This is a genomic window from Klebsiella sp. GW_Kp181, assembly GCF_040062315.1.
GTDB lineage: Bacteria > Pseudomonadota > Gammaproteobacteria > Enterobacterales > Enterobacteriaceae > Klebsiella > Klebsiella oxytoca.
The window spans coordinates 1-24,043 of sequence record NZ_JBEAFR010000001.1 but is presented as its reverse complement, the minus strand read 5'-3'; the positions used below and the strand labels follow the sequence as shown (position 1 = coordinate 24,043).

General features: G+C 52.6%; 20 protein-coding genes and 1 pseudogene. 15 read left to right on the top strand and 6 right to left on the bottom strand.

Annotation, left to right across the window (positions count from 1 at the left end; all coding sequences use genetic code 11):
• The first annotated feature begins 10 nt into the window (after positions 1 to 10).
• Together ABLV11_RS00105 and ABLV11_RS00100 are read left to right on the top strand one after the other, a co-directional pair.
• Positions 11 to 250 carry a hypothetical protein gene (locus ABLV11_RS00105; RefSeq protein ID WP_348855073.1) on the top strand — a complete coding sequence of 80 codons (240 nt, stop codon included), beginning with the start codon at positions 11 to 13 and terminating at the stop codon, positions 248 to 250.
• Positions 250 to 567: a hypothetical protein gene (locus ABLV11_RS00100; RefSeq protein ID WP_348855070.1), complete on the top strand. Its 318-nt coding sequence runs from the start codon at positions 250 to 252 to the stop codon at positions 565 to 567. The genes ABLV11_RS00105 and ABLV11_RS00100 overlap by 1 nt, the downstream gene beginning before the upstream one ends.
• Positions 568 to 614: 47 nt before the next feature.
• Here the strand turns inward: ABLV11_RS00100 and ABLV11_RS00095 are convergent.
• Positions 615 to 704, bottom strand: a pseudogene (locus ABLV11_RS00095) (hypothetical protein); the annotation flags it as partial.
• A 477-nt stretch (positions 705 to 1,181) separates the two neighbouring features.
• Between ABLV11_RS00095 and ABLV11_RS00090 the strand changes: the two are divergent.
• Both ABLV11_RS00090 and ABLV11_RS00085 read left to right on the top strand, forming a co-directional pair.
• Positions 1,182 to 1,673 carry a DNA-binding protein gene (locus ABLV11_RS00090; RefSeq protein ID WP_126488667.1) on the top strand — a complete coding sequence of 164 codons (492 nt, stop codon included), beginning with the start codon at positions 1,182 to 1,184 and terminating at the stop codon, positions 1,671 to 1,673.
• 198 nt (positions 1,674 to 1,871) lie between these two features.
• Entirely contained in the window at positions 1,872 to 2,168 is a 297-nt protein-coding gene (locus ABLV11_RS00085) for a hypothetical protein (protein ID WP_072031392.1), read from the top strand.
• 115 nt (positions 2,169 to 2,283) lie between these two features.
• On the opposite strand, the gene ABLV11_RS00080 is transcribed toward ABLV11_RS00085, so the two are convergent.
• On the bottom strand, positions 2,284 to 4,458 hold the full coding sequence (locus ABLV11_RS00080) for an extracellular solute-binding protein (RefSeq protein ID WP_126488669.1): 2,175 nt from the start codon (positions 4,456 to 4,458) through the stop codon (positions 2,284 to 2,286).
• A gap of 333 nt (positions 4,459 to 4,791) precedes the next feature.
• Between ABLV11_RS00080 and ABLV11_RS00075 the strand changes: the two genes are divergently transcribed.
• The 3 genes from ABLV11_RS00075 to ABLV11_RS00065 are packed head-to-tail and all read left to right on the top strand — an operon-like array spanning position 4,792 to position 7,609.
• Positions 4,792 to 5,616 carry an MBL fold metallo-hydrolase gene (locus ABLV11_RS00075; RefSeq protein ID WP_126488671.1) on the top strand — a complete coding sequence of 275 codons (825 nt, stop codon included), beginning with the start codon at positions 4,792 to 4,794 and terminating at the stop codon, positions 5,614 to 5,616.
• Between the two features lie 12 nt (positions 5,617 to 5,628).
• Entirely contained in the window at positions 5,629 to 6,864 is a 1,236-nt protein-coding gene (locus tag ABLV11_RS00070; RefSeq protein WP_049127595.1) for an MFS transporter, read from the top strand.
• A gap of 31 nt (positions 6,865 to 6,895) precedes the next feature.
• On the top strand, positions 6,896 to 7,609 hold the full coding sequence (locus tag ABLV11_RS00065) for an MgtC/SapB family protein (RefSeq protein WP_004099822.1): 714 nt from the start codon (positions 6,896 to 6,898) through the stop codon (positions 7,607 to 7,609).
• Positions 7,610 to 7,769: 160 nt separating this feature from the next.
• Here the strand turns inward: ABLV11_RS00065 and ABLV11_RS00060 are convergent, their stop codons facing one another.
• The 3 genes from ABLV11_RS00060 to ABLV11_RS00050 all read right to left on the bottom strand — a co-directional run bounded on the left by ABLV11_RS00060 (position 7,770) and on the right by ABLV11_RS00050 (position 11,311).
• On the bottom strand, positions 7,770 to 9,746 hold the full coding sequence (locus tag ABLV11_RS00060; RefSeq protein ID WP_126488673.1) for a glycoside hydrolase family 28 protein: 1,977 nt from the start codon (positions 9,744 to 9,746) through the stop codon (positions 7,770 to 7,772).
• Positions 9,747 to 9,931: 185 nt separating this feature from the next.
• On the bottom strand, positions 9,932 to 10,759 hold the full coding sequence (locus ABLV11_RS00055) for an MBL fold metallo-hydrolase (RefSeq protein WP_126488675.1): 828 nt from the start codon (positions 10,757 to 10,759) through the stop codon (positions 9,932 to 9,934).
• Between the two features lie 9 nt (positions 10,760 to 10,768).
• Positions 10,769 to 11,311: a hypothetical protein gene (locus ABLV11_RS00050; protein ID WP_064344963.1), complete on the bottom strand. Its 543-nt coding sequence runs from the start codon at positions 11,309 to 11,311 to the stop codon at positions 10,769 to 10,771.
• Positions 11,312 to 11,448: 137 nt separating this feature from the next.
• Between ABLV11_RS00050 and ABLV11_RS00045 the strand changes: the two genes are divergently transcribed.
• Entirely contained in the window at positions 11,449 to 12,324 is an 876-nt protein-coding gene (locus ABLV11_RS00045; RefSeq protein WP_004099840.1) for a LysR substrate-binding domain-containing protein, read from the top strand.
• 26 nt (positions 12,325 to 12,350) lie between these two features.
• Here ABLV11_RS00045 and ABLV11_RS00040 read toward each other — a convergent pair whose 3' ends face one another.
• Positions 12,351 to 13,217 (bottom strand): GNAT family N-acetyltransferase, encoded by an 867-nt coding sequence (locus ABLV11_RS00040; protein ID WP_004099841.1) that lies wholly within the window; start codon positions 13,215 to 13,217, stop codon positions 12,351 to 12,353.
• Positions 13,218 to 13,572: 355 nt separating this feature from the next.
• Here ABLV11_RS00040 and cadC point away from each other — a divergent pair, with 355 nt between their 5' ends.
• From cadC to ABLV11_RS00005, 7 genes are all read left to right on the top strand, one after another.
• A complete protein-coding gene (gene cadC, locus ABLV11_RS00035; RefSeq protein WP_016808755.1) occupies positions 13,573 to 15,105 on the top strand; it encodes a lysine decarboxylation/transport transcriptional activator CadC in 1,533 nt (510 codons plus the stop codon).
• Between the two features lie 364 nt (positions 15,106 to 15,469).
• Entirely contained in the window at positions 15,470 to 16,807 is a 1,338-nt protein-coding gene (gene cadB, locus ABLV11_RS00030; RefSeq protein ID WP_004099844.1) for a cadaverine/lysine antiporter, read from the top strand.
• Between the two features lie 81 nt (positions 16,808 to 16,888).
• On the top strand, positions 16,889 to 19,036 hold the full coding sequence (gene cadA / locus ABLV11_RS00025; protein WP_004099846.1) for a lysine decarboxylase CadA: 2,148 nt from the start codon (positions 16,889 to 16,891) through the stop codon (positions 19,034 to 19,036).
• Between the two features lie 60 nt (positions 19,037 to 19,096).
• The gene (gene dtpD, locus ABLV11_RS00020) at positions 19,097 to 20,572 is read left to right on the top strand and encodes a dipeptide permease DtpD (protein WP_004099848.1); all 1,476 of its coding nucleotides are present in this window, start codon (positions 19,097 to 19,099) and stop codon (positions 20,570 to 20,572) included.
• A gap of 374 nt (positions 20,573 to 20,946) precedes the next feature.
• Entirely contained in the window at positions 20,947 to 22,464 is a 1,518-nt protein-coding gene (gene lysS / locus ABLV11_RS00015; protein ID WP_126488679.1) for a lysine--tRNA ligase, read from the top strand.
• A gap of 335 nt (positions 22,465 to 22,799) precedes the next feature.
• Positions 22,800 to 23,213 carry a hypothetical protein gene (locus tag ABLV11_RS00010; protein ID WP_004099850.1) on the top strand — a complete coding sequence of 138 codons (414 nt, stop codon included), beginning with the start codon at positions 22,800 to 22,802 and terminating at the stop codon, positions 23,211 to 23,213.
• A gap of 429 nt (positions 23,214 to 23,642) precedes the next feature.
• A partial coding sequence (locus ABLV11_RS00005) for an IS110 family transposase (RefSeq protein WP_016809997.1) occupies positions 23,643 to 24,043 on the top strand: 401 nt, incomplete at its 3' end.

Below are 24,043 nucleotides of genomic sequence, written 5' to 3'. Positions count from 1 at the left end.
GGTAGGGATCATGCTCAGACAATCAGACATCAACAACGCCTTTCGGGTGTCGATTCTTCGGAATTCGAAGGGCTACCAGTACCTGCACACCAGGGATTTCGTATCTTCGCTGCAGCGGCGCGGCATCCACTTCTCAGAGTCCGAGGCAAATCGCTGGATAGAGCGCTATCAAAACTGCTTTGCTGACAAGACTCCTGACCATAGCGAAAACAGGCTTTGGATACTACGAAACATGGGGAGGGTCATGTAATGGGCTTTCCATCGCCGGCTACAGATTATGTAGAGAGTACGCTGACAGTGAGCTCACTATGCAACATCACAGCGAACTCGCGAGTTATCAGCACAGATAGCGGCTTTGCTGTTCTTGATTTGTCTCTGAAAGCTAAGCAGGGGAGCACGGTTCTGATAAGGCATGCTGGGTTCATGGAGTTTGCGAAGATCTTAGGCAGGGCGTTTATCACATCTGACGGAGAAGCTATCGAAGGGGAAGCGCTGGATGAAGTGGAAGTGATCGGAGTCGTCACGTATACGATTCACAATGTGATGCAGGATAGCAGTCCTGTGTGAAGGATAGGTGGGACGGTTTTGGGACAACCATAGTTTCTTAACCGTTTTCATCTCTTTCTAACTTTTCGCATCATGGGACGTGTGAGCGCAGGAATGACGCGGTAAGTGTATGACTTAGCGTATAGTTCTAGGAACTTCTAAGCCGTAGGTCACAGGTTCGAACCCTGTAGGGCGTACCATTTTTTTCGTTAAGCATCCTCTGCCCAATCCTCTTCCCTTACCTTTTTACTCCCTGGAATGAGTCCTTTTCTATCACTGGCTTTATCGAAACCGACGCAGGTGTAAACGAATCAGGGCGGTGCAGAGGACTTTTACAGGCTTATTTCATGCAGGCGAATAGGGGCTCATAGCCCTCAATCCACCAAAGAAAGGATCGGCAGAGCCAAATGAGAGATAATACCAACTCATTAATGGTGGCGAATTGCATCGATTGGCTACAGCAGTAGGTCTTTCGTTGATTGAGGGATGCGCAGTAATATAAGCAGATACAGTCTAAAATATTTGAGTTAGTATATTCGCGATTGAATCACATAACATGCCGGGTCGGATGAAATATATGAAACTATGAGGATGCTATAGCATTCAATCATGGAACATGCCGCTAAGGACAGAATATGAAGATAACTGAAGATAATCTCAATGAAATAATTGATTTGCTGAATGATTTAATTTGCGATGAAAATTTGTTAACACGCACGGAACGCCTTGATTTGGTCCGGGCTGTTGCCGCCATCGGGGCGATGAAAGCACGTGTTGCTATAGTGTCTTCACAAAAATCTTCGTCGATAAAAAAGAGTGGAGAAAAGAAAGAAAAGAAAGAAAAGGTTATCGATCCACGGTTTCCAAACGCTGGCATACCCTGGAATGACAATGATGAGTCCATGCTACGGGAAGTATTAGAGCCTATTCCGGAGGAGGAGATAGGAGAGCATCTCTTCTGGCTGGCTGAAAAGCTTGGGCGCACTCCTTATAGTGTAGCTTGTAAGATAGCTCAGATAAAAAAATTACCTGCAGAATGGAAAGATAGCTTCCGTAAAATTTCCGATCGGATTCGCGATTCGAAAATGACGATTGGCGAATATATTCAAGCTAAAGGCCATGAATAGGCGCGGAATAAGATTCGAGCTGAGGCACTTTTTAGTACAGGATCTGCGTGCAAGCTGCAGGCAGATCGACTGCATAACGATTTCTTGTGATGTTACCAAAAATACTTTCAGAGATATTCGGCACTATTGAGAAAGATCAATATGCTGTTTCTTGCTGCCGCGTAATTTGAGATGTCCTCTCTCACAAGAGCAATCATTATGGCCGTTAAACGACCCGTTACCGCCGTGTTAGCGTTGCTGTGCACTTTTATCGTCGGCGCTGCTGCTGCTAAAACACCGCAATTAACTGATGATCAAGTTAAGCAGCAAATTATTGAGGCTTCTATCGCTTCTTACCCCGGTGTTTGCGCTTGTCCGTTTAATCGGGCGAGAAACGGCAGCGCCTGCGGCAGGCGCAGTGCCTGGAGTAAAGCAGGAGGCTATGCGCCAGTATGTTATAAGAAAGAAGTCACTCAAGAGATGATTAAACGCTGGCGTCAATCTCAACAAATATAGAGATTTATCTCCGCTGGAAACGCAACGGTAGTTTGCGCTGGAATCTGGTTTCAGAGAGTCCAGCAACACGCAGACTCTCTGGAAAAAGGGCAGAGGCACGCTCGCTTTCCTGGCCTCAGGCGCCGGTCTCATTTTTTATTCGCCTGTTAATGTATTCCACGGCCTGAGAGACATCCATAATCCCATTTATCGCGTTCGTCACGCCCTGGCCGATAATAATTTCTGCCTGGCGCAGGTTGAAGGGCTTACCCTGCGTACCCTGCGACTCTCTTATCCCGATCATGCCCTTTTCATTCAATAAATTAAACCATGGATAGAGGTTCAGGACGTTCTGATCGTGACAAACCCCTGACCAGGCGCAGTTTCCTCCGAGCAGAACCAGATGACGCGCAATTTCATCGGAATAAAGCCAGTTGAAGAACTGCTCAACCTGTTTTTTCTTTTTGCTGTAGCGGGACATCCCAATGGATCCCCCTCCCAACTGTGGAAGCTGTCCCGGGACTGAAGCATAGCCGATAGTGGGGGCGATAGGGCTATGCGCGACGTCATTGAACAAATTGAGATACATGATCAACATGGCGAGGTTGCCGCGCTCAAACTGCTTAACGGCGTCACTCCACCATTCTCCTGAGAGATTCACGGCGACGGAGAGCTGTTGCAGGTACTGTTCAAGCGCCGTAGCGGCAAGCGAAGTCTCCAGTTGAACCGGTTCGCCTTCGCGAACCAGACGTCCGCCGAGCGCGTAGTAACGCAGCAGATATTCCGTGGCGATAAGCCCTGAGCTGCCTAAGGTCACCGCCGTGCCCATCGGGCGCAGTCTGTTATCCGGCTGATGCTGGCGACTGAAGAAAGCCGCTAACTCATCAAATTGCGCAAAGTTTTCGGGTAGCGTTAACTCTTTTCCCGTCGTTTCGTAGAACATCCGTTTTATCGTCGCATCTTCAAAGAGATCGCGTCGGTAAAACAGGAGCTGCATACTGGCATCAAAGGGGATGGCCCACGCGGTGCCATTCACCATGCTGAAGTGCTGTCGAATCTGGTCAGAAAAATGAGTCAGCAGCTGCGGCAGCGCAGGGGCAATCGACTCCAGCGGCAATAACGCTTTTTCTGCAAACCAGGGAAAACAGGCCATATCGATGCGCAGGAGATCGTAATAGGGATGCAGATGAAGATGGGAAAGAATTTCAAACACTTCATCATAAGGATAAACCGCAAGATTTACCTTGATACCGGTCTGACGATAAAAGTGAGGTAACAGTTTTTTCAGCGCATCGGTTGAGGGGCTGGGCAAAATTAACATATTCAGCGTCGCCTCGGTCTCAGGCGGCTGGACGGATTGGCCATCTAATGAAAATCCGCTATTTGTCAGAATTCGATGCGTTACCTGTTTTTTAGGCTGGCGAATATGGGAAGCGATGGCGGTACCCAGGCGACCATAGTCCATCTGGTAGTTTGTGACGCCGTCGAAGGCTGCCGGAAGATTATCACTTAACTGCAGTATCGGCGGACAGGACTGCGCGCTACCAAACCAGGCTGCCTGCGTCACGGCTCGCGTTTTATCACTATCCTGAGTGATGAAAATATCGGGGGCAACGCCGCGGAAAAAATCAAACGCTACGGTGTTAGACTCGCCCGCCTGCGAGGATAAAACGGTGAGCTTAGTCTGCGGACTGACTGTCCGGCAGGTCTCCTGTATCGCCTGAATAAAACATGCGCTATGAGCATATTCAAGCGGTTCGCAAAAGATACCGATATGGCCCGGCCGCTGTGCGAGCGCTCTTCTCGCAAGGTGTTCACCCGCAGTGACGTAATCGAGGCTGAAATAGTTGTCAGCTCCGGCAGGTTGTCGGTACGCAAAAAGGATCTGTTCCGCGGGCAGCTTGAGCATTTCATAATAAGGTTGGCTATTGCTCAGGCAGCTGACGGTAACAATGGTCTGGTAAGATTTTGCCGCCAGCGTTTGCAGAATATCCAGTTCCAGGTTGGGCAGATCGTTGGTCAGGTAAAGATCCAGCGGTTCGCTTAATGATGGCTGACATACCTGATGTAAGCCCCGGTAAAGCTGGTAATACTGCTCCGCATTTATGTCTGGCAGCAACAGCGCCACCCCCTGGCTTTTACTGGCTCTTAACGATTGCGCCTGCGCATTTAACTGATAGCCCACTTCCTTAGCCGCTCGTTGAACCGCTTCAATCTTCTCAACGCTGACATTTCCTCTGCCATTAAGTACGTTCGAGACAGTGCCGTGTGACACACCGGCTAGCTTTGCTATGTCTTTGATTGTTGGCATATTTTAATCCTTACCCTCATGCGTTGATGCTAGCACGGCATACCGCTGAAAACTATCGTTGCCGGTGTTATTTGAACGTTACAAAATAATTATGTGTGATTTATAGACATTAAAAATATTAATCTTTTCCGGCTTGAGACGAGTAACCATGTAGTAAAAATTACAATTTGTTGAAATTTAAGATAAATACAATAAGTTTTTGAAGGGGATCACTTCTGGGAAAAAAGATCGTTGTTCCTGTTAAACGGCAGAACCATAATTGACACGTTCCAATTACGTTTGATTACATTTCTGATGATAAAAACAGCAACCTGTTAGTGATAAGAGGAAATCATGAAGATCCATTTTCTGGGAACGGCAGCGTCTGAAGGGATACCTAACCCGTTTTGCCGCTGCGAGCATTGTCAGCAAGCCCGTATACGTAAGGGAAAAGACATTCGTACACACTCTTCCGCGATTATTGATGATCAACTGTTGATTGACGTCGCGCCGGAATTTAGCCAGCAGCTGCTGCGCGACGGCATGGACGCAACTGAAATCAGGTCGCTTCTGTTTACCCATACTCATCCCGATCATTTCAACGTCGGCGATCTTTTCAGCCGAATGGAGGGTTACGGATTTGAGATTACCCATCCGCTGAATATCTTTGGTAACGATCGTGCGATTAACGGTGCGGCAGAGGTTTTGCCGGGCTTTAGCGCAGAGCGCTTTGCCTTTCATTGCCTGGTGCCCTTCGTCACCGTAGAAACCCGTGGTTATCGGATAACTCCGCTGCTGGCTAACCATGCTAAATGGGAGCTTTGTTATACCTGGTTTATCGAAAAAGAGGGCCAGTCAATATTTTACGGTCATGACTCTGGCTGGTTTCCTGAGCTCACCTGGCAGTGGCTGGAAGGGAAAAAAATCGATCTGGCCGTTCTGGAGTGTACTTACGGCTTTAATGGAGAAAATCGTACCAATAACCATATGAGTCTGGAAACGGTGTTCGCTGCCAGAGACAGACTGGCGGAACTGGGCTGCCTGAAGAAAACAAGTCAACTTATCGTCTCGCATATTTCACACAGCGGCGGTCTCCTGCACGATGAGCTAGTAGCAGCATGCGATAAAGAGAACATTCTTGTCGCCTGGGACGGGCTTAACCTGAGCATTAACCAATAAAGGATATGCAATATGGACCTTAATAAAACACCACGCCTGTTAATTATGATGTTCATACAGTACTTTATGCAGGGCGCCTGGAATATGACCATGGGGCTGGTATTAAGTACCTATGGAATGGCGACCATAATCGGCTCATCCTATGCCTTGCTCGGATTAGCGACAATTATTTCACCGTTATTTATTGGTATGGTGGCCGATCGCTTCTTTGCATCACAAAAGGTCATGGCGATCCTGCACTTAGTCAATGCTGGCGTGCTGCTGTTTGTTCCGCAATTTATTGAAGCGCAAAATACCGGCATGACGCTGACCATGATTTTCCTGGTCGGTCTGCTGTTTTATCCGACAACGGCGCTGGCTAACAGTATCAGTTTCAGCCATATCAATGGGGTTAAATATTTCCCATTCATCCGCGTTTTTGGCACCTTCGGCTTTATGGCAATCGGCTTTATCATTGGTGAAATGGGCTATTCCGGCAACACCGTTACCTGGTATATTGCGGCAGCTTCCGGCGTCGTCCTGGGCTTATATTGCTTCACATTGCCGAATACGCCGCCAAAAGCAAAAGGAAACGCTTTTGCGCTGCGCGATCTGTTATGTCTCGATGCTCTGGCACTCTTCAAAGATCGTAGCTTCAGCGTGCTGATGCTGAGTATCTTTGTCTTAATGATCCCCAAAACCGCATATTCCGCCTATATTCCTGTCTTTTTGAAAGCGCTGGGGTTCGATAATGCCGCATCAATGATGCAGATCGGGATTGCCTGCGAAGTGATTTTCATGTTCCTGCTGTCGTTCTTCTTACTAAAAGCCGGCTTTAAAATCACGCTGATGCTGGGGGCCGTTTGCTGGATCATCCGCACGCTGTTGTTTGCTCATGCCTCGCTGGATGCCAACATGATGTTTGTGCTGATTGGCCTGATGTTACAGGGATTCTGCTGGGACTTTTTCTTTACCGTCGGCGATATTTATGTTGACCGCAAAGCCGCGCCAGAGATCAAAGCGCAGGCGCAAAGCTTGAGGTTTATCGTCTCCAACGGCGTCGGGCTGCTGTTTGCTTCTACCGTTTGCGGGCAGATTTTTAACAGTACCGTGACAGAGCAAGGGCCGGAAGCGTTACCGCAATGGGAAACATTCTGGTTAGTTTCAGCCGGTGTCGCCGCGGTAGTGAGCGTCTTCTTCCTGATTTTCTTCCGCGACGATCTGTCAAAACGCAAAACGGATCTCGCATTGAAGAAAGCGAACTCCTGATTGATAACGGATCTTTCATTAAGGTAATGATATGAATAATCTGGCCGCCACGATCGTCGATCACGGATGGTTTCCGTTATTGACCATCGTCAAAATCAGCATTGCGTTTATTCTGGGAGGCATCATTGGCCTGGAAAGAGAATCGAAAGGGAAACCTGTCGGATTCAAAACCTGCGTCATTTTGTCTGTCGCCAGCTGTGTATTAACCATCGTTTCAATACAGTCGGCGGAATACTATGCTGAAATTTCGATGAACATTCGTAGCGATCCGATGCGCCTGGCGGCCCAGATTATCAGCGGCGTCGGTTTTCTGGGGGCGGGAGTGATTCTGCATCGACACGACGATGCTATTTCAGGCCTGACGACGGCGGCCATTGTCTGGGCATCAGCCGGGGTTGGAATTACCTGCGGCGCCGGTTTTTATTTTCATGCTTTTTTCGCCACGGGTTTGTTCTTATTGGCGATAAAATTAAGCCCGTTCATTATATTCCTGCAAACTAAAAATCAGTTCCCCGGAAAAGTGAAAGTACGGGTGGTTCTTGATGAACGAGGGGCCCTTGAAAAGCTGATAAGCCGTATCCATCAGCAAAAAAATATTATCGAAAATATTACGATTAGAGACCTTAAAAAGGGAAAGATTGAGGTTAATTTGAAAATGGTTATTCGCCAGAAAATGACCTTACCTGACTTATACCACGATCTGTCTCATGTTGAGCATGTCTGCGCGCTTGCCCTTGAACACTAAGCTGGCGAGCACATTTGGGATGTAATGAAATTATATCGTCCGGGGAACGCTGAATACGCCGGTTATGACCTGCGTCTTTACTTTGGATCACTGAGCGACAGATCTCTGTCTAGGCAGAAGCGCTGATAAAACCCGGCGACTGACGCCGCCGGCAACGCCATTACTTTATTGCCCCCTCAAGGATAAGTTTGTCCTTTTCTCCCCGGGTGATGCTCTGCTGATGCAGGCTATCAGCGAGCGTCACGTCATTGACGGCGAAAAACGCCCAGGCCTGCGGTGTATTAGCGAACGTTACCTCATCAAACTGGCTGTCGCGCAGGAAGGAGATACTGGTCGCTTTGGTGTTACGGAAACTGACGTTGGAAAAACGCAGATTCTGGTGATAGGCATCGCGAGAATAGGTCAGCCCAAATGATTCTGCCATTTCGGCTACCGTCATGCCGTCAATCAGGATGCTGTACTTAGCCGAAGTACCATCGACGGTGACGTCCTGCACCTGAACGTCGCGGAACTGAGCGGGCTCGTCGGCAGGGGTCGTATCATTCACGTCGGCGCTGTATTTGATAGTAAAAACGAACGGCTCTTTGGCGATATCTTTCATCGCATTATGGCGGAACAGCACATCCCTTACGCCACCGCCGTAGTAAGGGCGGCTTTTCATGCGCAGGCCGACATCGGTCATATACATGACGTTATCCTCGGCGCGAACTTTTTCGATCCATGCTCCGGTATGGCTACCGGTCACCACGGCGCCGTGGCCTTTACGGAAATAGTTATTAAAGATCCACGCCCCGCTTTGCGGCTGTTGATGAAAAGTTTCCGCGCCTTTACCAAACCCGGCGGCGAAATTGACGCAATCATCCCCGGTATCAAAGAAGTTGTTGAAAACCAGCGCATTCTGGCTATTGCCGAACTCCACGCCGTCGGCGTTATTGCCGTCAAAGGTCTGGTGAACCAGGCCATTGAGCGTGATATTTTTTGACTCCAGCGCCATTACCCCGTGGAACGCGGGGTTGCGGATTGTCAGCCCGGCAAGATAGAGGTTGTGCACGCCGCGCAGAGTCATCAGGCTGGAGCGGCGATTTTTATAGGCGCTATTGCTTTCGATGCCTTCCGCAATAGCCGCTTCGGTCTGATGCTTTGCCAGAATACCGTCTGCGCCAACTTTATTGGCATTACTGGCCCGGTACTGCGGCAGTTCATTGCCCATTTCATCGATAATTGTGGCCTCGCCGCCGCTTTTGACGCCCCGGGTCCAGCCGTTGCCGTCAATCGTACCTTGACCGACGATGCGAATATTGCGAAACGTCCCGGCCGGAGACTCGCCCTTATCGTCCGCTTCCAGCACGTTAATTAATGATGGCGGGCGACGGGGCTGCGGATGATCGCTGTAGGGATAGAGGTAATAGCCTTTTTCCAGCGGATACTGGGCCGGATCGTCTGAACCCAGCAGGGTGGCGTCAGCCGCAATCTCCAGGGTCATATCGCTGTGCAGGAACAGCGCGCCGCTCTTGAATATGCCGCCGGAAATCAGCACCTTGCAGCCCTGAGGATAGTGCGAGACCGTACAGTTATCGATCGCCTGCTGCAGCGCCTGGGTATTCAGCGTAGTGCCATCACCCTTTGCACCAAAGGTTCTGGCTTCGATGACGTGCGGCGTTTTGCGGGTTTGCGCTTTAACCACCGCGCTGTCCGGAGATTCCTGGCCATCGGCGTAGACCGCGCGCACCGTAAAGGCATATTCCGTATCCGGCTGCAGGTGAGTGACCGTAAAGGTACGCAAATCGATTGGCTGCTGCCAGCCATCGCTGGCAATCCGCTGATAGAAGTTATCAATATAGGGTTTGGCCGGTGAAAAATGGTTTTGATTTTCGCGCGCCAGACCCAGCCGCTCGCCCTGGCGGTAAATCGCGTAGTCCACCACCTGCTGCGTCTCTGATTCCGGCTTTTCCCAAACCAGCACCAGGCTATTTTCATCAGCAGACAGGACGGGAACCATGACGTTCTGCGGCGCGGAGGCGGGCGCTTCCGCCGGGTTATCGCGGTTTACGCCGCTGTCATTACAGCCGCCTGCGAGTCCGGCCAGGGCGATAGTCAGCGCCAGCATAGGGCGTGAAGGTCGGAAGGTATTGCGCATATATTTTCCTTAATGTCATATCTCATGGGAAAACAAAACAATAATTCATTTATAGTGAAATTCTATTTTATATTTGCTTTGGAAAATAAACGCGAGTCAGCTCAATCTTTCAGCAGATGCTAAATAAATGTGGGTTGGATAAGAGAAATGCGGCCAGAAGTAAACCTCGCTGGCCAGATTTCCTGTTACTGCGCGGCATAATCGAGACGATAACCGCTGGAGGTCGGTAGCACATGTGCAAATCCCGAGCCGCCAAGATGCATACCGGCGACGAGCAGGTTTTCGCTTGCGGCCCGGGCGAGGAGCGATTCCCGCGTCGCTCTGGCCTGCGCGGGGTCGCTATCAAAAGCGATGGCAGCGGCGGGCCGGGCGGTCTGAACATGCGGAAAATGGACAATATCCCCCCAAATCAGCAGGCTTTGCGGAGCTGAGTCGATGCGAAACCCGCAATGGCCCGGCGTGTGTCCGGGTAGCCAAAGCGGGCGGATACCCGGGACGACCTCTCTCTCATCGAGAAAGCTGAGGCGGCGGGCCCACGCGCCCAGGGTTCGGCGGGCGAGGGCGAAGTTGCGCTGTCCCCGCTCATTTGCCCGATTCAACATACCGTCATCCTGCCAGTACTCCGCTTCCAGAGGATGCAGATGAAGACGGGCGTTGGGAAAGCATGGCGCGCCGTGAGCATCCAACAGGCCGCCAATGTGATCCGGGTGGCCGTGGGTCAGTAGTACGGTATCGATCTCTTCTGCTCCAACCCCCGCCGCTTGCAAACTCGCGGCAAGCGTGCCGCCTCCTGTACCTGCATCGACCAGAATCGTCCTTCCCTGGCCGCGAATAAGATAGGCATTAATGTCGATATCATCCGGCGCAATGATGCCGGCATGGCGCTGGATTTCCAGAGCATCATCGCTATTGATACCGGACAGCAGCGTCAGGCTGGCGGCCATACAGCCGTCGCTAAGGGCCATCACCTGAAAGTCGCCAATCTGGCGGGAGATAAAAGCGGGATTGCGCATTATGGCCTCTTAACGTGCATCAGGTTGATTATCAAGGGAGCTGAGCAGCTGAGCGCCCATGGTCTCGTAGAGGCGGTATTTTTCCTGTCCCGCAAGCAGCCTGGCCTCCCGACGCGGCAGAATGTAGGCCACGCGCTGCGGCGGATTGTTATCCAGCCCGGCAGCGTGCAGTATTGTCGGCGGATACCCCAGTTCTGCGTCAATGAAGTCCAGCGGCGCCGGGCTGAGTAACAGAACCTCATCCTGTGAGACCTGCGGAAATACATCGTCGTACCGATACAGGTTGCGGCGCCAGTCGCAAATATGCGCCTGCCAACGCGAAAAGTTGCCGCCGCCTTTAAGCCAATACTCTTCGCTGGCGATAACGGCTGCATCGGTAATGGTATGAATCGCCAGATAGAGCGGGCTGCGGGAGGAAAGGGCGCGAAAGCGCTGCGAGGCGCGGAAACCGCCGACGGAAACCAGCGCCGGCAGCTTGTGCTGGCTGTAAAACGTATTCCAGCTGGCTTCGCTTTCCGGATCGGCGTAACTGCACTCAACGATATATAGCATGGGCAAGCCTCTGCATGATTGAAGGGTGATATTGACGTTTAATCATCCTACGTGCTGCACTGAGCCGCCTGAAACGATATTATTTCATCCTTCAATGATCTTTTGTCATCAATGCACCGCGTAAACCGGATACCCGTATGCGAAAAAAACTCCCCAGCAGCGCCTCTCTGCAGGCCTTTGAGGCCGCCGCCAGGCACGGTAATTTTGCCCGCGCGGCGGAAGAGCTGTCGCTTACCGAAGGGGCGATAAGTCGGCAAATCGCCCGCCTGGAATCGCTGCTGAACTGCAAACTGTTTGAACGGACGGGAAGCCGGGTGCGGCTGAATCCTAACGGCGCGCGCTATGCGCACCATGTGCGCGAGACGCTGGAGCGGCTGGAACGCGACGCTCAGTATCTGATGGGCGTCGCGGACGGCAGCCGAAGCCTGGAAATCGCCTCCCCCCCGACCTTTGCCAGCCGTTGGTTGATTCCCCGTCTGGGGGATTTTCATCGCCGCTACCCGGACATCATGCTGAACATCGCGGTCAGAACCGAGCCGTTTATTCTTACCGGCAGTGGTTTTGATGCGGCGGTGCACTTTGAGCATCCCGCATGGGCCGGAATGCGCCGGCAATTTCTGTTTGAGGAGCGGCTGGTGCCGGTATGCCATTCTGCGTTGTTCACGGGAGGCGAAGCCTTGAGCCAGTTGAACCTGTTACCGCGCATTCACCGACGGCAAAACCCCGACGCCTGGCCGCGCTATGCTGAAGAGTGTGGGATCGCGCTGGATCATCCGGCGCGGGGCGTGCGCTACGATCTGCATGAGATGGCGATAGCCGCCGCGCTGGCCGGGCAGGGCGTTGCGCTGGTACCGCACGTGTACGTTGAAAAAGAGCTTGAAAACGGGACGCTGGTTGCGCCCTGGCCTTTGGCTCGCAGCCTGAGCAAGCGCTTTTGTCTGGTTAAACCGCTGGAGCCCGGGATCAATGAATCGGCGCTACAGGCGTTTGAACAGTGGCTACTGGCGCAATAAGGCCCGAACGCGGGCCCTGGTCTCGGTCAGGCGTGGGATAAAAGCGGGAACATCAGCTTATGCGCTTTGAAGATATTTTCTTTTTGTCCGTAGATAAACAGAAGATCTTCGCCTTCAATTTTTTCATACTCACCAACCCGGTTCTCTTTGGGAGTAAAGCCCAGCACGGCCTGATAGGTATTTTCATCGGCGAGCTCATTAATAATGGCCGACAAAGAACGGCCGCTGTCGCAAAAAATATCAAAACAGATCAGCGCCGGTCCGTTTTGCATCGCGATGGCGATAGCCTGATTTTTCTCGGAATAAAAGACGAAGTGCTTCATAAACGCGGAACAGTAAAACATCAATAAACCGAAGTTATTCTGTACGCGCAGCTGCGAAAAGGGATTCGATTTTTCATAATACCGCTGTAATAGCGCGACATCCTCCGGCCGATCCATATCGAGCTTGCGGAAGTCGCCCGCCGCCGGCATTACCGGCAGGATAGCCTGATGCTCCTCGGTGCGCTCGAAGCCGAATTTTGGATAAAAATCAACGGTGTTTGGGTTAGCGAACAGAAAGAAAGCATCGGCTTTATCCTGCCAGTCCGCCAGAATGGCATTCACGAGCTGACCGGCGAGACCCTTATTACGATGATCGACATCGGTCATCACGGTACCGATTTGAATATAGCGGCGGGGTTCATCCTGCCAGACCAGATCGATAATATTGGCGGAGGCGTTAGCAATCACTTTATTGTTGCTGACGAGGGCGTAGGGAATATAGGCGTCGGTCCAGTATCCTTTGCGGTACCACTCTTTAAAGGAGAGATCGAAGGTTTTAATCGCAAGATCAATGAAGCTATTTCTTAAAACGTCATTGTGCACAATTTGCTTATCTAATTTGTAGTTCATCGTCGACATTCCTTTACGCTGCGGGTGAGGCGCTGTTTTTCGGCCATCTGTTCGGCGGTCCGATCTGTGCCGGGCGACCTAAAAATAGCATATCCCCACGGTTGGGCGACGATTGTCGTGCCTAAGCTTTGCTCAGGTCACACATTCGGCGAAAATAAGGTCAAAAAGGGCAGACTTTCGTCTCCTCAAGGAACATCGCGGTGAATCAAAGAAAAGTCTTTAGCAAATGAAAGTTTGTCACGCTTCGAAAACGGAGAAGAATATATTGCGTTCATGGTCATGACCCCTATCATTAATAGGTAGGGGAAATGTGTTATCATCCCGCCTTTCCCTTTTCGTCCTGGGGCTCTTTTTTATGCAACAACCTGTTGTTCGCGTTGGAGAATGGCTGGTTACTCCCTCTGTTAACCAAATTAGCCGCAAGGGGCGTCAGCTAACTCTCGAACCGCGCTTAATCGATCTTCTGGTTTTCTTTGCCCGCCATCCTGATGAAGTACTGAGTCGGGATGAGCTTATCGACAACGTCTGGACCCGCAACGTTGTGACCAGTCACGTCGTCACGCAAAGCGTTTCTGAGCTACGTAAGTCGCTGAAAGATGGCGACGATAGCAGCATGGAATATATCGCTACCGTTCCTAAACGCGGCTATAAGCTAACGGTGCCGGTGATTTGGTGTACGGAAGAGGGGGAGGAACTGACGCCGGTTATTCCTGCAGAAACGCCGACGGTCGCCGTGGACGCGCCATCGGTTTCCCCGCAGCCTGAGGCGGCTGCGCCAGAGATGGCGCCGGTGGCGAAGCCGGAAAAACGTAAGCGGTTGAGTACCTTTATCGTCTGGGGCCTGTTTTTGCTGGCGCTCGCAAGCTGCGTGGCGCTGGTGGCATTATCCACCCTGGAGTCGCGCCCGCCGGTCACAAAAACCCGCATACTGCTCAACCCGCGGGATGTTGATATCCACCTGCTCAGCGGCAATACCTGTAACAACTGGTCATCGCAGCACTCCTATGCCATCGGCCTGGGGAGCCTGATTACCACCTCGCTGAACACGTTCTCCACCTTTATGGTGCATGATAAAACCAACTACAACATCAATGAGCCGAGCAGTTCCGGAAAAACCCTGACCATCGAGTTCGTCAACCAGCGGCACTATCGCGCGCAGCAGTGCTTTATGTCGGTCAAAGTGGTGGATAATGCCGACGGATCGACGATGATGGACAAGCGTTACTTCGTGACCAGCGACAACCAGCTGTCGATTCAAAACGACCTGCTGAGTAGCCTGTCGGACGCGCTTAAGCAGCCATGGCCGGCGCGAATGCAGGAGATGCTTAAGCAGTATCAGCCGTCGCAAAGTATCGCGCTCACGCATTTCTATCAGGCGCATCAGTTATTAATGAACGGAGACGTCGATTCGCTGGGCAAAGCCAGTAGCCTGCTTGCCGATGTGAATAAGCAGTCGCCGGACTTTACCTACGCCTGGGCGGAAAAGGCGCTGGTGGACGTATTACGCCATTCCCAACAGCCGTTAGATGATAAACAACTGGCCGATCTTTACAGCGAAATAACCCGGGTGGGTAATATGCCGGGGATTAAAGATATGGCAATATTTTATCAAATTAAAACGGTAGACATGCTGGGTAAAGGCAAAGTCGATGAAGCCTACAGCGCGATTAATTCCGGGATTGATCTGGAAATGTCGTGGATGAACTATGTGCTGCTGGGCAAAGTGTACGAAATGAAAGGACAGAACCGGGAAGCTGCCGATGCCTATCTGACGGCGTTTAATTTACGGCCGGGAGAGAATACGTTTTACTGGATTGAAAACGCGGTATTCCAGACCTCCGTAACCCGAGTGGTACCGTATCTCGATAATTTCCTCGCTTCAGAATAAGTAAACCCTCATCACGGCCATGGTTTTGGCCGTAATGAGGTTAAAATTATGTTTCTCATGAGCCGCCAGATTGTTATATCTTATAACCAGTCCGGTCCCGTATGTAACACCTTTTCAACACGATTTATAGTTCACAAATTATTGAAAAATAACTTTATTTATCTTTTCCTGATATCAACATGTCATCCTGATATGTTGCGCGAAAAAGGTCAAAATATCATTTGTCTGATGTTTGCAGTTATTTCACTTTATCTTTAGGACTTATCTCGTACTAATCCGTAATCTTGTTGGCAGTTGGTCGGGTCAATAAAAGGTTCATCATCATGATCTGTACCTCCCAAATAAACTTAGGAGAAAAGCAAACATGAGTTCTGCCAAGAAGATCGGGCTATTTGCCTGTACCGGCGTCGTCGCCGGTAATATGATGGGGAGCGGTATCGCATTATTACCTGCAAACCTCGCTAGCATCGGTGGTATTGCCATCTGGGGTTGGGTGATTTCTATTATTGGCGCGATGTCTCTGGCTTATGTTTATGCCCGACTGGCGACCAAGAACCCGCAGCAGGGCGGCCCTATTGCCTACGCCGGTGAAATATCTCCGGCCTTCGGTTTCCAGACCGGTGTGCTTTATTATCACGCCAACTGGATCGGTAATCTGGCAATCGGTATTACCGCCGTCTCTTATTTATCAACGTTCTTCCCAATTTTAAATAACCCGGTGCCGGCAGGTATTGCCTGTATTGCCATCGTATGGATATTCACCTTCGTGAATATGCTCGGCGGGACCTGGGTTAGCCGCTTGACAACAATTGGCCTGGTGCTGGTACTTATTCCGGTAGTTATGACCGCCGTGGTCGGCTGGCACTGGTTTGATGCCGCAACCTATCAGGCAAACTGGAACACCTCCAGCACTACTGACAGTCATGCGGTAATCAAAAGTATTCTGCTCTGCCTGTGGGCCTTTGTCGGGGTGGAATCCGCCGCCGTCAGTACCGGAATGGTGAAAAACCCGAAACGCACCGTGCCGCTGGCTACCATGCTGGGGACTGCGATGGCCGGTATCGTTTACATCGCTGCGACTCAGGTTATTGCGGGTATGTATCCTGCTTCTCAGATGGCCGCATCCGGTGCGCCGTTTGCAGTGAGCGCCTCCACTATTCTCGGCGGTTGGGCTGCGCCGATGGTTTCCGCCTTCACCGCCTTTGCGTGCCTGACTTCGCTCGGTTCGTGGATGATGCTGGTGGGTCAGGCCGGCGTACGTGCCGCCAATGACGGTAACTTCCCGAAAGTGTATGGCGAAGTCGACAGCAACGGGATCCCGAAAAAAGGCCTGCTGCTGGCCGCGGTGAAAATGACCGCGCTGATGGTACTGATTACCCTGATGAACTCTACCGGCGGCAAAGCTTCTGACCTGTTCGGCGAGTTGACCGGTATCGCGGTACTGCTGACTATGCTGCCTTACTTCTACTCCTGCGTTGACCTGATTCGCTTCGAAGGCATCAATGTACGCAACTTCGTCAGCCTGATTTGCTCCGTACTCGGCTGCGCGTTCTGCTTCATTGCCCTGATGGGGGCAAGCTCCTTCGAACTGGCCGGTACCTTTATCGTCAGCCTGATTATCCTGATGTTCTACGGTCGCAAAATGCACCAGCGCCAGAACAACGACAACTCAGCAGATAGCAACACCGCCAGCGCGCATTAATCAGCAACCCTATTCCTGAGGCTCCTTCCATCACCTGTCACGACGTGGCGGGAGGGGCTTTCTTTATCTGGAGATTTGACTATGAACGTTATCGCAATCATGAATCACATGGGTGTCTACTTCAAAGAAGAACCCATCCGTGAACTGCATCGCGCCCTCGAACGCCTGGACTTCCGTATTGTCTACCCGAACGACCGTGAAGACTTATTAAAACTTATCGAAAACAATGCGCGTCTGTGCGGCGTTATCTTCGACTGGGATAAATACAATCTCGAACTGTGCGAAGACATCAGCAAAATGAACGAATATATGCCGCTGTATGCCTTTGCAAATACTTACTCAACGCTGGACGTCAGTCTCAACGATCTGCGGATGCAGGTTCGCTTCTTCGAATATGCGCTGGGCGCCGCGGAAGACATTGCGAACAAAATCAAACAGAATACTGACGAGTATATCGACACCATTCTGCCGCCGCTGACCAAAGCGCTGTTTAAATACGTACGTGAAGGCAAATATACCTTCTGTACGCCAGGCCATATGGGCGGTACCGCGTTCCAGAAAAGCCCGGTCGGCAGCATCTTCTACGATTTCTTTGGTTCCAATACCATGAAATCCGATATCTCCATTTCGGTATCTGAACTTGGTTCTCTGCTGGACCACAGCGGCCCGCACAAAGAAGCGGAAGAGTACATCGCTCGCGTCTTCAACGCGGAACGCAGCTACATGGTGACGAACGGGACCTCTACCGCTAACAAAATCGTCGGGATGTACTCTGCGCCAGCAGGTAGCACCGTACTGATTGACCGTAACTGCCATAAATCGCTGACCCATCTGATGATGATGAGCGACATTACGCCAATCTACTTCCGCCCGACGCGTAACGCCTACGGTATCCTCGGCGGTATTCCGCAGAGCGAATTCCAGCATGCGACCATCGCGAAGCGCGTAAAAGAAACCCCGAACGCGACCTGGCCGGTGCACGCGGTGATCACCAACTCCACCTATGATGGTCTGCTGTACAACACGGACTACATCAAGAAAACCCTGGATGTGAAATCCATCCACTTTGACTCCGCGTGGGTGCCTTACACCAACTTCTCGCCGATTTATGAAGGCAAATGCGGGATGAGCGGCGGCCGCGTTGAAGGCAAAGTGATTTATGAAACCCAGTCCACGCACAAATTGCTGGCGGCGTTCTCTCAGGCTTCGATGATCCACGTTAAAGGCGACGTTAACGAAGAAACCTTTAACGAAGCCTACATGATGCACACCACAACGTCTCCGCACTACGGCGTGGTGGCCTCTACGGAAACCGCGGCGGCGATGATGAAAGGCAACGCCGGTAAGCGCCTGATCGACGGCTCTATCGAACGTTCTATCAAGTTCCGTAAAGAGATCAAACGTCTGAAAGGCGAGTCCGACGGCTGGTTCTTCGACGTCTGGCAGCCGGAACATATCGATGGTCCTGAATGCTGGCCGCTGCGTTCCGACAGCGCATGGCACGGTTTCAAAAACATCGACAACGAGCACATGTATCTCGACCCGATTAAAGTCACCTTGCTGACCCCGGGGATGAAGAAAGACGGCACCATGGATGAGTTCGGTATTCCGGCCAGCATCGTGGCGAAGTATCTCGACGAGCACGGTATCGTGGTCGAAAAAACCGGCCCGTACAACCTGTTGTTCCTGTTCAGTATCGGTATCGATAAAACCAAAGCGCTGAGCCTGCTGCGCGCGCTGACCGATTTCAAACGCGCGTTCGACCTGAACCTGCGGGTGAAAAACATGCTGCCGTCGCTGTATCGTGAAGATCCTGAATTCTACGAAAACATGCGCGTTCAGGAACTGGCGCAGAACATTCACAAATTGATTGAGCATCACAACCTGCCGGACCTGATGTTCCGCGCGTTCGAAGTGCTGCCGACCATGGTGATCACGCCGTACGCCGCGTTCCAGAAAGAGCTGCACGGTCAGACCGAAGAGGTGTATCTCGAAGAGATGGTGGGTCGCGTTAACGCCAACATGATCCTGCCGTATCCTCCGGGAGTGCCGCTGGTCATGCCGGGTGAAATGATCACCGAAGAGAGCCGTCCGGTGCTGGAGTTCCTGCAGATGCTGTGCGAAATCGGCGCCCACTACCCGGGCTTCGAAACCGATATCCACGGCGCCTATCGTCAGGCGGATGGTCGTTACACCGTTAAAGTGCTGAAAGAAGAAAACAACAAATAATCGATGCACAACAGGGAAGTGGCTTGCCACTTCCCTTTTTTCACGCTGCAAGGAGAACATATGAAAACACCCTCACAGCCGCGCGCGATTTATTACATCGTTGCGATCCAAATCTGGGAATATTTCAGCTTTTACGGCATGCGTGCCTTGCTTATCCTCTATCTCACCCATCAGCTCGGCTTTGATGACAGCCATGCCATCAGCCTGTTCAGCGCTTACGCCTCTCTGGTGTACGTCACTCCTATTCTCGGCGGCTGGCTTGCCGACCGCCTGCTCGGCAACCGCACGGCGGTGATTGCCGGCGCGCTGTTAATGACGCTTGGCCACGTGGTGCTGGGCGTCGAATCCACTTCCACCTGGAGCCTGTATCTCGCGCTGGCGATCATTATCTGTGGCTACGGCTTGTTCAAATCCAACATTAGCTGCCTGCTGGGCGAACTCTATGCCGTTGACGATCGGCGCCGCGATGGCGGTTTCTCGCTGCTGTACGCCGCCGGTAACGTCGGCTCCATCGCCGCGCCCATCGCCTGCGGGCTGGCGGCGCAGTGGTACGGTTGGCATATCGGCTTTGCGCTGGCGGGGATCGGCATGTTTGTCGGCCTGATGATCTTCCTCAGCGGTAGCCGCTACTTCCGTGATACCCGCGGCGTCGATAAACAGGCGCTGCGGACGGTGAAGTTTGTGCTGCCGACCTGGGGCTGGCTGGTGGTGATGCTCTGCGTTGCGCCGGTGTTCTTTACGCTGTTGCTGGAAAATAACTGGTCCGGCTATCTGCTGGCGATAGTTTGCGTGTTCGCCGCCCAGATGGTAGCCCGCATTATGGTCAAATCCCCGGAACATCGCCGCGCGCTGTGGCAGATCGTTCTGCTGATGCTGGCCGGTACCCTGTTCTGGGTTCTGGCGCAGCAGGGCGGGAGCTCGATTAGCCTGTTCATCGACCACTTTGTGAACCGCCGCTTGCTGAATATTGAAGTGCCGACCGCGCTCTTCCAGTCGGTTAACGCCGTGGCGGTGATGGCGGCGGGCGTCGTACTGGCGTGGTTGATGCGTCCGGAAGGTTCCGTTCGCTCGGCGCTGCGCGTATGGCTGAAGTTCGCCTTTGGCCTGGTGCTGATGGGCTGCGGCTTTATGCTGCTGGCGCTTAACGCACGCCACGGCGCGGCGCAAGGGCAGGCATCGATGGGCATGATGGTGGCCGGACTGGCGCTGATGGGCTTTGCCGAACTGTTTATTGACCCGGTGGCGATGGCGCAGATTACCCGCCTCAATATGCCCGGCGTTACCGGCATGCTGACCGGCATTTATATGCTGGCGACCGGCGCGGTCGCTAACTGGCTGGCGGGCGTCGTCGCCCAGCAGACCACCGAGTCGCAAATCAGCGATACGGCAATTGCCGCGTATCAGCACTTCTTTGCGCAGATGGGCGAATGGACGCTGGGCTGCGTGGCGATCATTGTCGTCGTCGCCTTCGCCGCCGCGTTCAGCGTTGGCAAACGCCGCGCGGCCGCCGGTGAGCTTCCCGGAGGCGGCGCCTAGCCTTCGGCTGGCGACAGGTGCGGCTTTGCGGGAAATCTCCCCCTGGTCGCGCTGCGCTTACCGGGGCGACAAAATTGTGCTGCCTGGTAGCCCGGCTAAGGCGTTTACGCCGCGAGCCGGGGATCGGCAACCTCAACAGCGGGGCGACAAGCCGCTCCTTGCACCCTTTACTGAACAGGAGGAGGATATTCTGGCGAGCGCGGAAGCCGAAGATAAAAAAGTATTACTGAAGCGATGGCTGAGTGAAATCAGCCGGAATTGAAGCCAGGCTCCTGAAGATTGTTCTTTGGTGTCGTCACCGGGACAGGCCGCGCTGGATAGCACCTGGTTCAATTATCGAAGCAAGTTTGCAAGCAGGGTTATGAGGAACCAACATGTCTGAACAACAAGCACAAGGTGCCGATGAGGCAATTGACCTTAATAATGAACTGAAAACCCGTCGTGAAAAACTGGCCGCGCTGCGCGAGCAGGGCGTGGCGTTCCCGAACGATTTTCGCCGTGACCACACTTCTGACCAGCTTCATGCGGAGTTCGATGGTAAGGAAAACGACGAGCTCACCTCTCTGAACGTCGAGGTCTCCGTGGCTGGCCGCATGATGACTCGCCGTATAATGGGTAAAGCCTCTTTCGTTACTTTACAGGACGTCGGCGGCCGCATTCAGCTGTACGTCGCGCGCGACGATCTGGCGGAAGGCGTCTACAACGAACAGTTTAAGAAATGGGATCTCGGCGACATCATCGCCGCCCGCGGCAAGCTGTTTAAAACCCAGACCGGCGAACTCTCCATTCACTGTACCGAGCTGCGCCTGCTGACCAAGGCATTGCGCCCGCTGCCGGACAAGTTTCACGGCCTGCAGGATCAGGAAGCGCGCTATCGTCAGCGCTATCTGGATCTGATTTCCAACGAAGAGTCGCGCCACACCTTCAAAGTGCGTTCGCAGATCCTCGCCACCATGCGTCAGTTCATGGTCGCGCGCGGCTTTATGGAAGTGGAAACCCCGATGATGCAGGTGATCCCCGGCGGCGCTTCCGCGCGTCCGTTTATCACCCATCATAATGCGCTCGATCTGGATATGTATCTGCGCATCGCGCCGGAGCTGTATCTGAAACGGCTGGTGGTCGGCGGCTTTGAACGGGTATTCGAGATCAACCGTAACTTCCGTAACGAAGGTATTTCCGTACGTCATAACCCAGAGTTCACCATGATGGAACTCTATATGGCCTATGCGGACTATAAAGATCTGATCGAACTGACCGAGTCTCTGTTCCGCACGCTGGCGCAGACCGTGCTGGGTAAAACCGAAGTGCCGTACGGCGACCAGGTGTTCGACTTCGGCAAACCGTTTGAAAAACTGACCATGCGCGAAGCGATCAAGAAATACCGTCCGGAAACCGAGATGGCGGATCTGGATAACTTCGATGCGGCAAAAGTGCTGGCGGAATCCATCGGTATTCACGTTGAGAAGAGCTGGGGACTGGGGCGTATCGTCACCGAAATTTTCGATGAAGTCGCGGAAGCGCATCTGATCCAGCCGACCTTTATCACCGAGTATCCGGCGGAGGTTTCGCCGCTGGCGCGCCGTAACGACGTGAACCCGGAAATCACCGACCGCTTCGAGTTCTTTATCGGCGGGCGTGAAATCGGCAACGGCTTTAGCGAGCTTAACGATGCGGAAGATCAGGCGCAGCGTTTCCAGGATCAGGTCAACGCCAAAGCGGCGGGGGATGACGAAGCGATGTTCTATGACGAAGACTACGTCACCGCGCTGGAATATGGCCTGCCGCCGACCGCTGGCCTGGGCATTGGTATCGACCGCATGGTGATGCTGTTTACCAACAGCCATACCATCCGCGACGTGATCCTGTTCCCGGCAATGCGCCCGCAGAAGTGATTGCGTGACGTGAAAGCAAAACCCCGGCCTGCCGGGGTTTTTTAGCACTTGCAAAGCGACTTTCATCCTGCACTCGCATTTCATCAAGAGTTAACTCGCTGCCTTACAGCAGGTTATAAGGGAGCAGGACTCCGATTAGGAAAACTATCGCAGCGATCTCCGAGGCTGTATTACGTACGAAATTTCCCCCCTTTTCTGATGAACAGGCATAGCGATTTTTTAAAATACCGCTCCGGATTTTAAACCTTAAATACGGGACTCTATTTAGAAGTAGCTTACTCCATGCATCTTATATGCTATAACAGCGCGCATAAAAAACATAAGGTGTTAATTAAATGAAAAAAATAAAGCTAATTGTTGGCAGCGTGATCTGTGCAAGTTATTTATTAGCGTCAGTGTTATCAATGGCAAGTGATAAAATAAACAGTAATGCCGTCCATTTTGATAAAGGCAGCAGCGGTACGATAATAAAAAGTACCGTGACCGGGAACGATGTCAATGATTTTACGCTGGTGGCGAAAGCGGGCCAGATGATGCATATCAGCATGACGAGCCAGTGGCCGCATCCTTATTTTAATGTTATCGCGCCTGATAATAATGCCATTTATAACGGTTCAATGAGCGGAGATACCTTTGAGCAGCGTCTGGCCGTCAGCGGTCAATATACGGTGCGGGTCTATCAGATGGGCGGCGCGCGTGATGAAGGTAAAACCAGCGGTTATGCGCTGACGTTTAAAATCACCGACTAATATTTGGCGGCTGTCTGTTCAGGCTGTCCCGGAGCCGATGCTGCGCATCTGTCCGGGCTACCCAACGGCAGACGTCGGTGAATCATGGTGGTTACCGGCCCGCAGACGGCGGTGAATCATGGGAGCTCCCGGTCCGCAGACGGCAATGAACCCGTAGCCCGGGCAAGGCGCGTTGAGCGCCGCCCCCGGGAGCAGAGTGCGGAGTGGCTGAATTTCCCGGAGGCGATGCTGCGCATCTGTCCGGGCGACCCAACGGCAGACGTCGGTGAATCATGGTGGTTACCGGCCCGCAGACGGCGGTGAATCATGGGGGCTCCCGGTCCGCAGACGGCAATGAACCCGTAGCCCGATGTGATGGACGCCTCCCCCTTACGGCATCAAAGTGCCAGACTGAGGTGTACCTACAGTTAACTGGAGGAGGTGTCCATCATGAATATTAAACGTATTGGTCTCGACCTGGCAAAAAATGTCTTCCAGATACATGCCGTGGATCACCGTGAGCATGTTGTCCTTCGTAAAACCCTGCGCCGTGACCGCATGGCGGCCTTTTTCACCCAACTCTCACCGTGCCTTATCGGTATTGAAGCCTGTGGCTCTGCCCACTACTGGGCCCGGGAGCTGACCCGTATGGGGCATACCGTACGCATTATCCCGCCCCGGCTGGTTAAGCCTTATCTTAAAGGCCAGAAGAATGATGCCAACGATGCCGAAGCTATCTGCGAGGCTGTCAGCCGCCCCGGGATGCGCTTCGTGGCGATCAGAACGGAAAGGCAGCAGACGCTGCAGGCGGAGCACCGCGTCCGGGCCAGACTCATCCGTGCCCGGACAGC

Coding starts and splice junctions, on each gene's coding strand:
- ABLV11_RS00055 (WP_126488675.1), bottom strand. CDS start 10,759: ATGCGCAATCCCGCTTTTATCTCCCGCCAGATTGGCGACTTTCAGGTG.
- ABLV11_RS00050 (WP_064344963.1), bottom strand. CDS start 11,311: ATGCTATATATCGTTGAGTGCAGTTACGCCGATCCGGAAAGCGAAGCC.
- ABLV11_RS00040 (WP_004099841.1), bottom strand. CDS start 13,217: ATGAACTACAAATTAGATAAGCAAATTGTGCACAATGACGTTTTAAGA.
- lysS (WP_126488679.1), top strand. CDS start 20,947: ATGTCTGAACAACAAGCACAAGGTGCCGATGAGGCAATTGACCTTAAT.
- ABLV11_RS00080 (WP_126488669.1), bottom strand. CDS start 4,458: ATGCCAACAATCAAAGACATAGCAAAGCTAGCCGGTGTGTCACACGGC.
- ABLV11_RS00090 (WP_126488667.1), top strand. CDS start 1,182: ATGAAGATAACTGAAGATAATCTCAATGAAATAATTGATTTGCTGAAT.
- ABLV11_RS00105 (WP_348855073.1), top strand. CDS start 11: ATGCTCAGACAATCAGACATCAACAACGCCTTTCGGGTGTCGATTCTT.
- ABLV11_RS00065 (WP_004099822.1), top strand. CDS start 6,896: ATGAATAATCTGGCCGCCACGATCGTCGATCACGGATGGTTTCCGTTA.
- cadC (WP_016808755.1), top strand. CDS start 13,573: ATGCAACAACCTGTTGTTCGCGTTGGAGAATGGCTGGTTACTCCCTCT.
- dtpD (WP_004099848.1), top strand. CDS start 19,097: ATGAAAACACCCTCACAGCCGCGCGCGATTTATTACATCGTTGCGATC.
- cadB (WP_004099844.1), top strand. CDS start 15,470: ATGAGTTCTGCCAAGAAGATCGGGCTATTTGCCTGTACCGGCGTCGTC.
- ABLV11_RS00075 (WP_126488671.1), top strand. CDS start 4,792: ATGAAGATCCATTTTCTGGGAACGGCAGCGTCTGAAGGGATACCTAAC.
- ABLV11_RS00100 (WP_348855070.1), top strand. CDS start 250: ATGGGCTTTCCATCGCCGGCTACAGATTATGTAGAGAGTACGCTGACA.
- ABLV11_RS00060 (WP_126488673.1), bottom strand. CDS start 9,746: ATGCGCAATACCTTCCGACCTTCACGCCCTATGCTGGCGCTGACTATC.
- ABLV11_RS00010 (WP_004099850.1), top strand. CDS start 22,800: ATGAAAAAAATAAAGCTAATTGTTGGCAGCGTGATCTGTGCAAGTTAT.
- ABLV11_RS00070 (WP_049127595.1), top strand. CDS start 5,629: ATGGACCTTAATAAAACACCACGCCTGTTAATTATGATGTTCATACAG.
- ABLV11_RS00085 (WP_072031392.1), top strand. CDS start 1,872: ATGGCCGTTAAACGACCCGTTACCGCCGTGTTAGCGTTGCTGTGCACT.
- ABLV11_RS00045 (WP_004099840.1), top strand. CDS start 11,449: ATGCGAAAAAAACTCCCCAGCAGCGCCTCTCTGCAGGCCTTTGAGGCC.
- cadA (WP_004099846.1), top strand. CDS start 16,889: ATGAACGTTATCGCAATCATGAATCACATGGGTGTCTACTTCAAAGAA.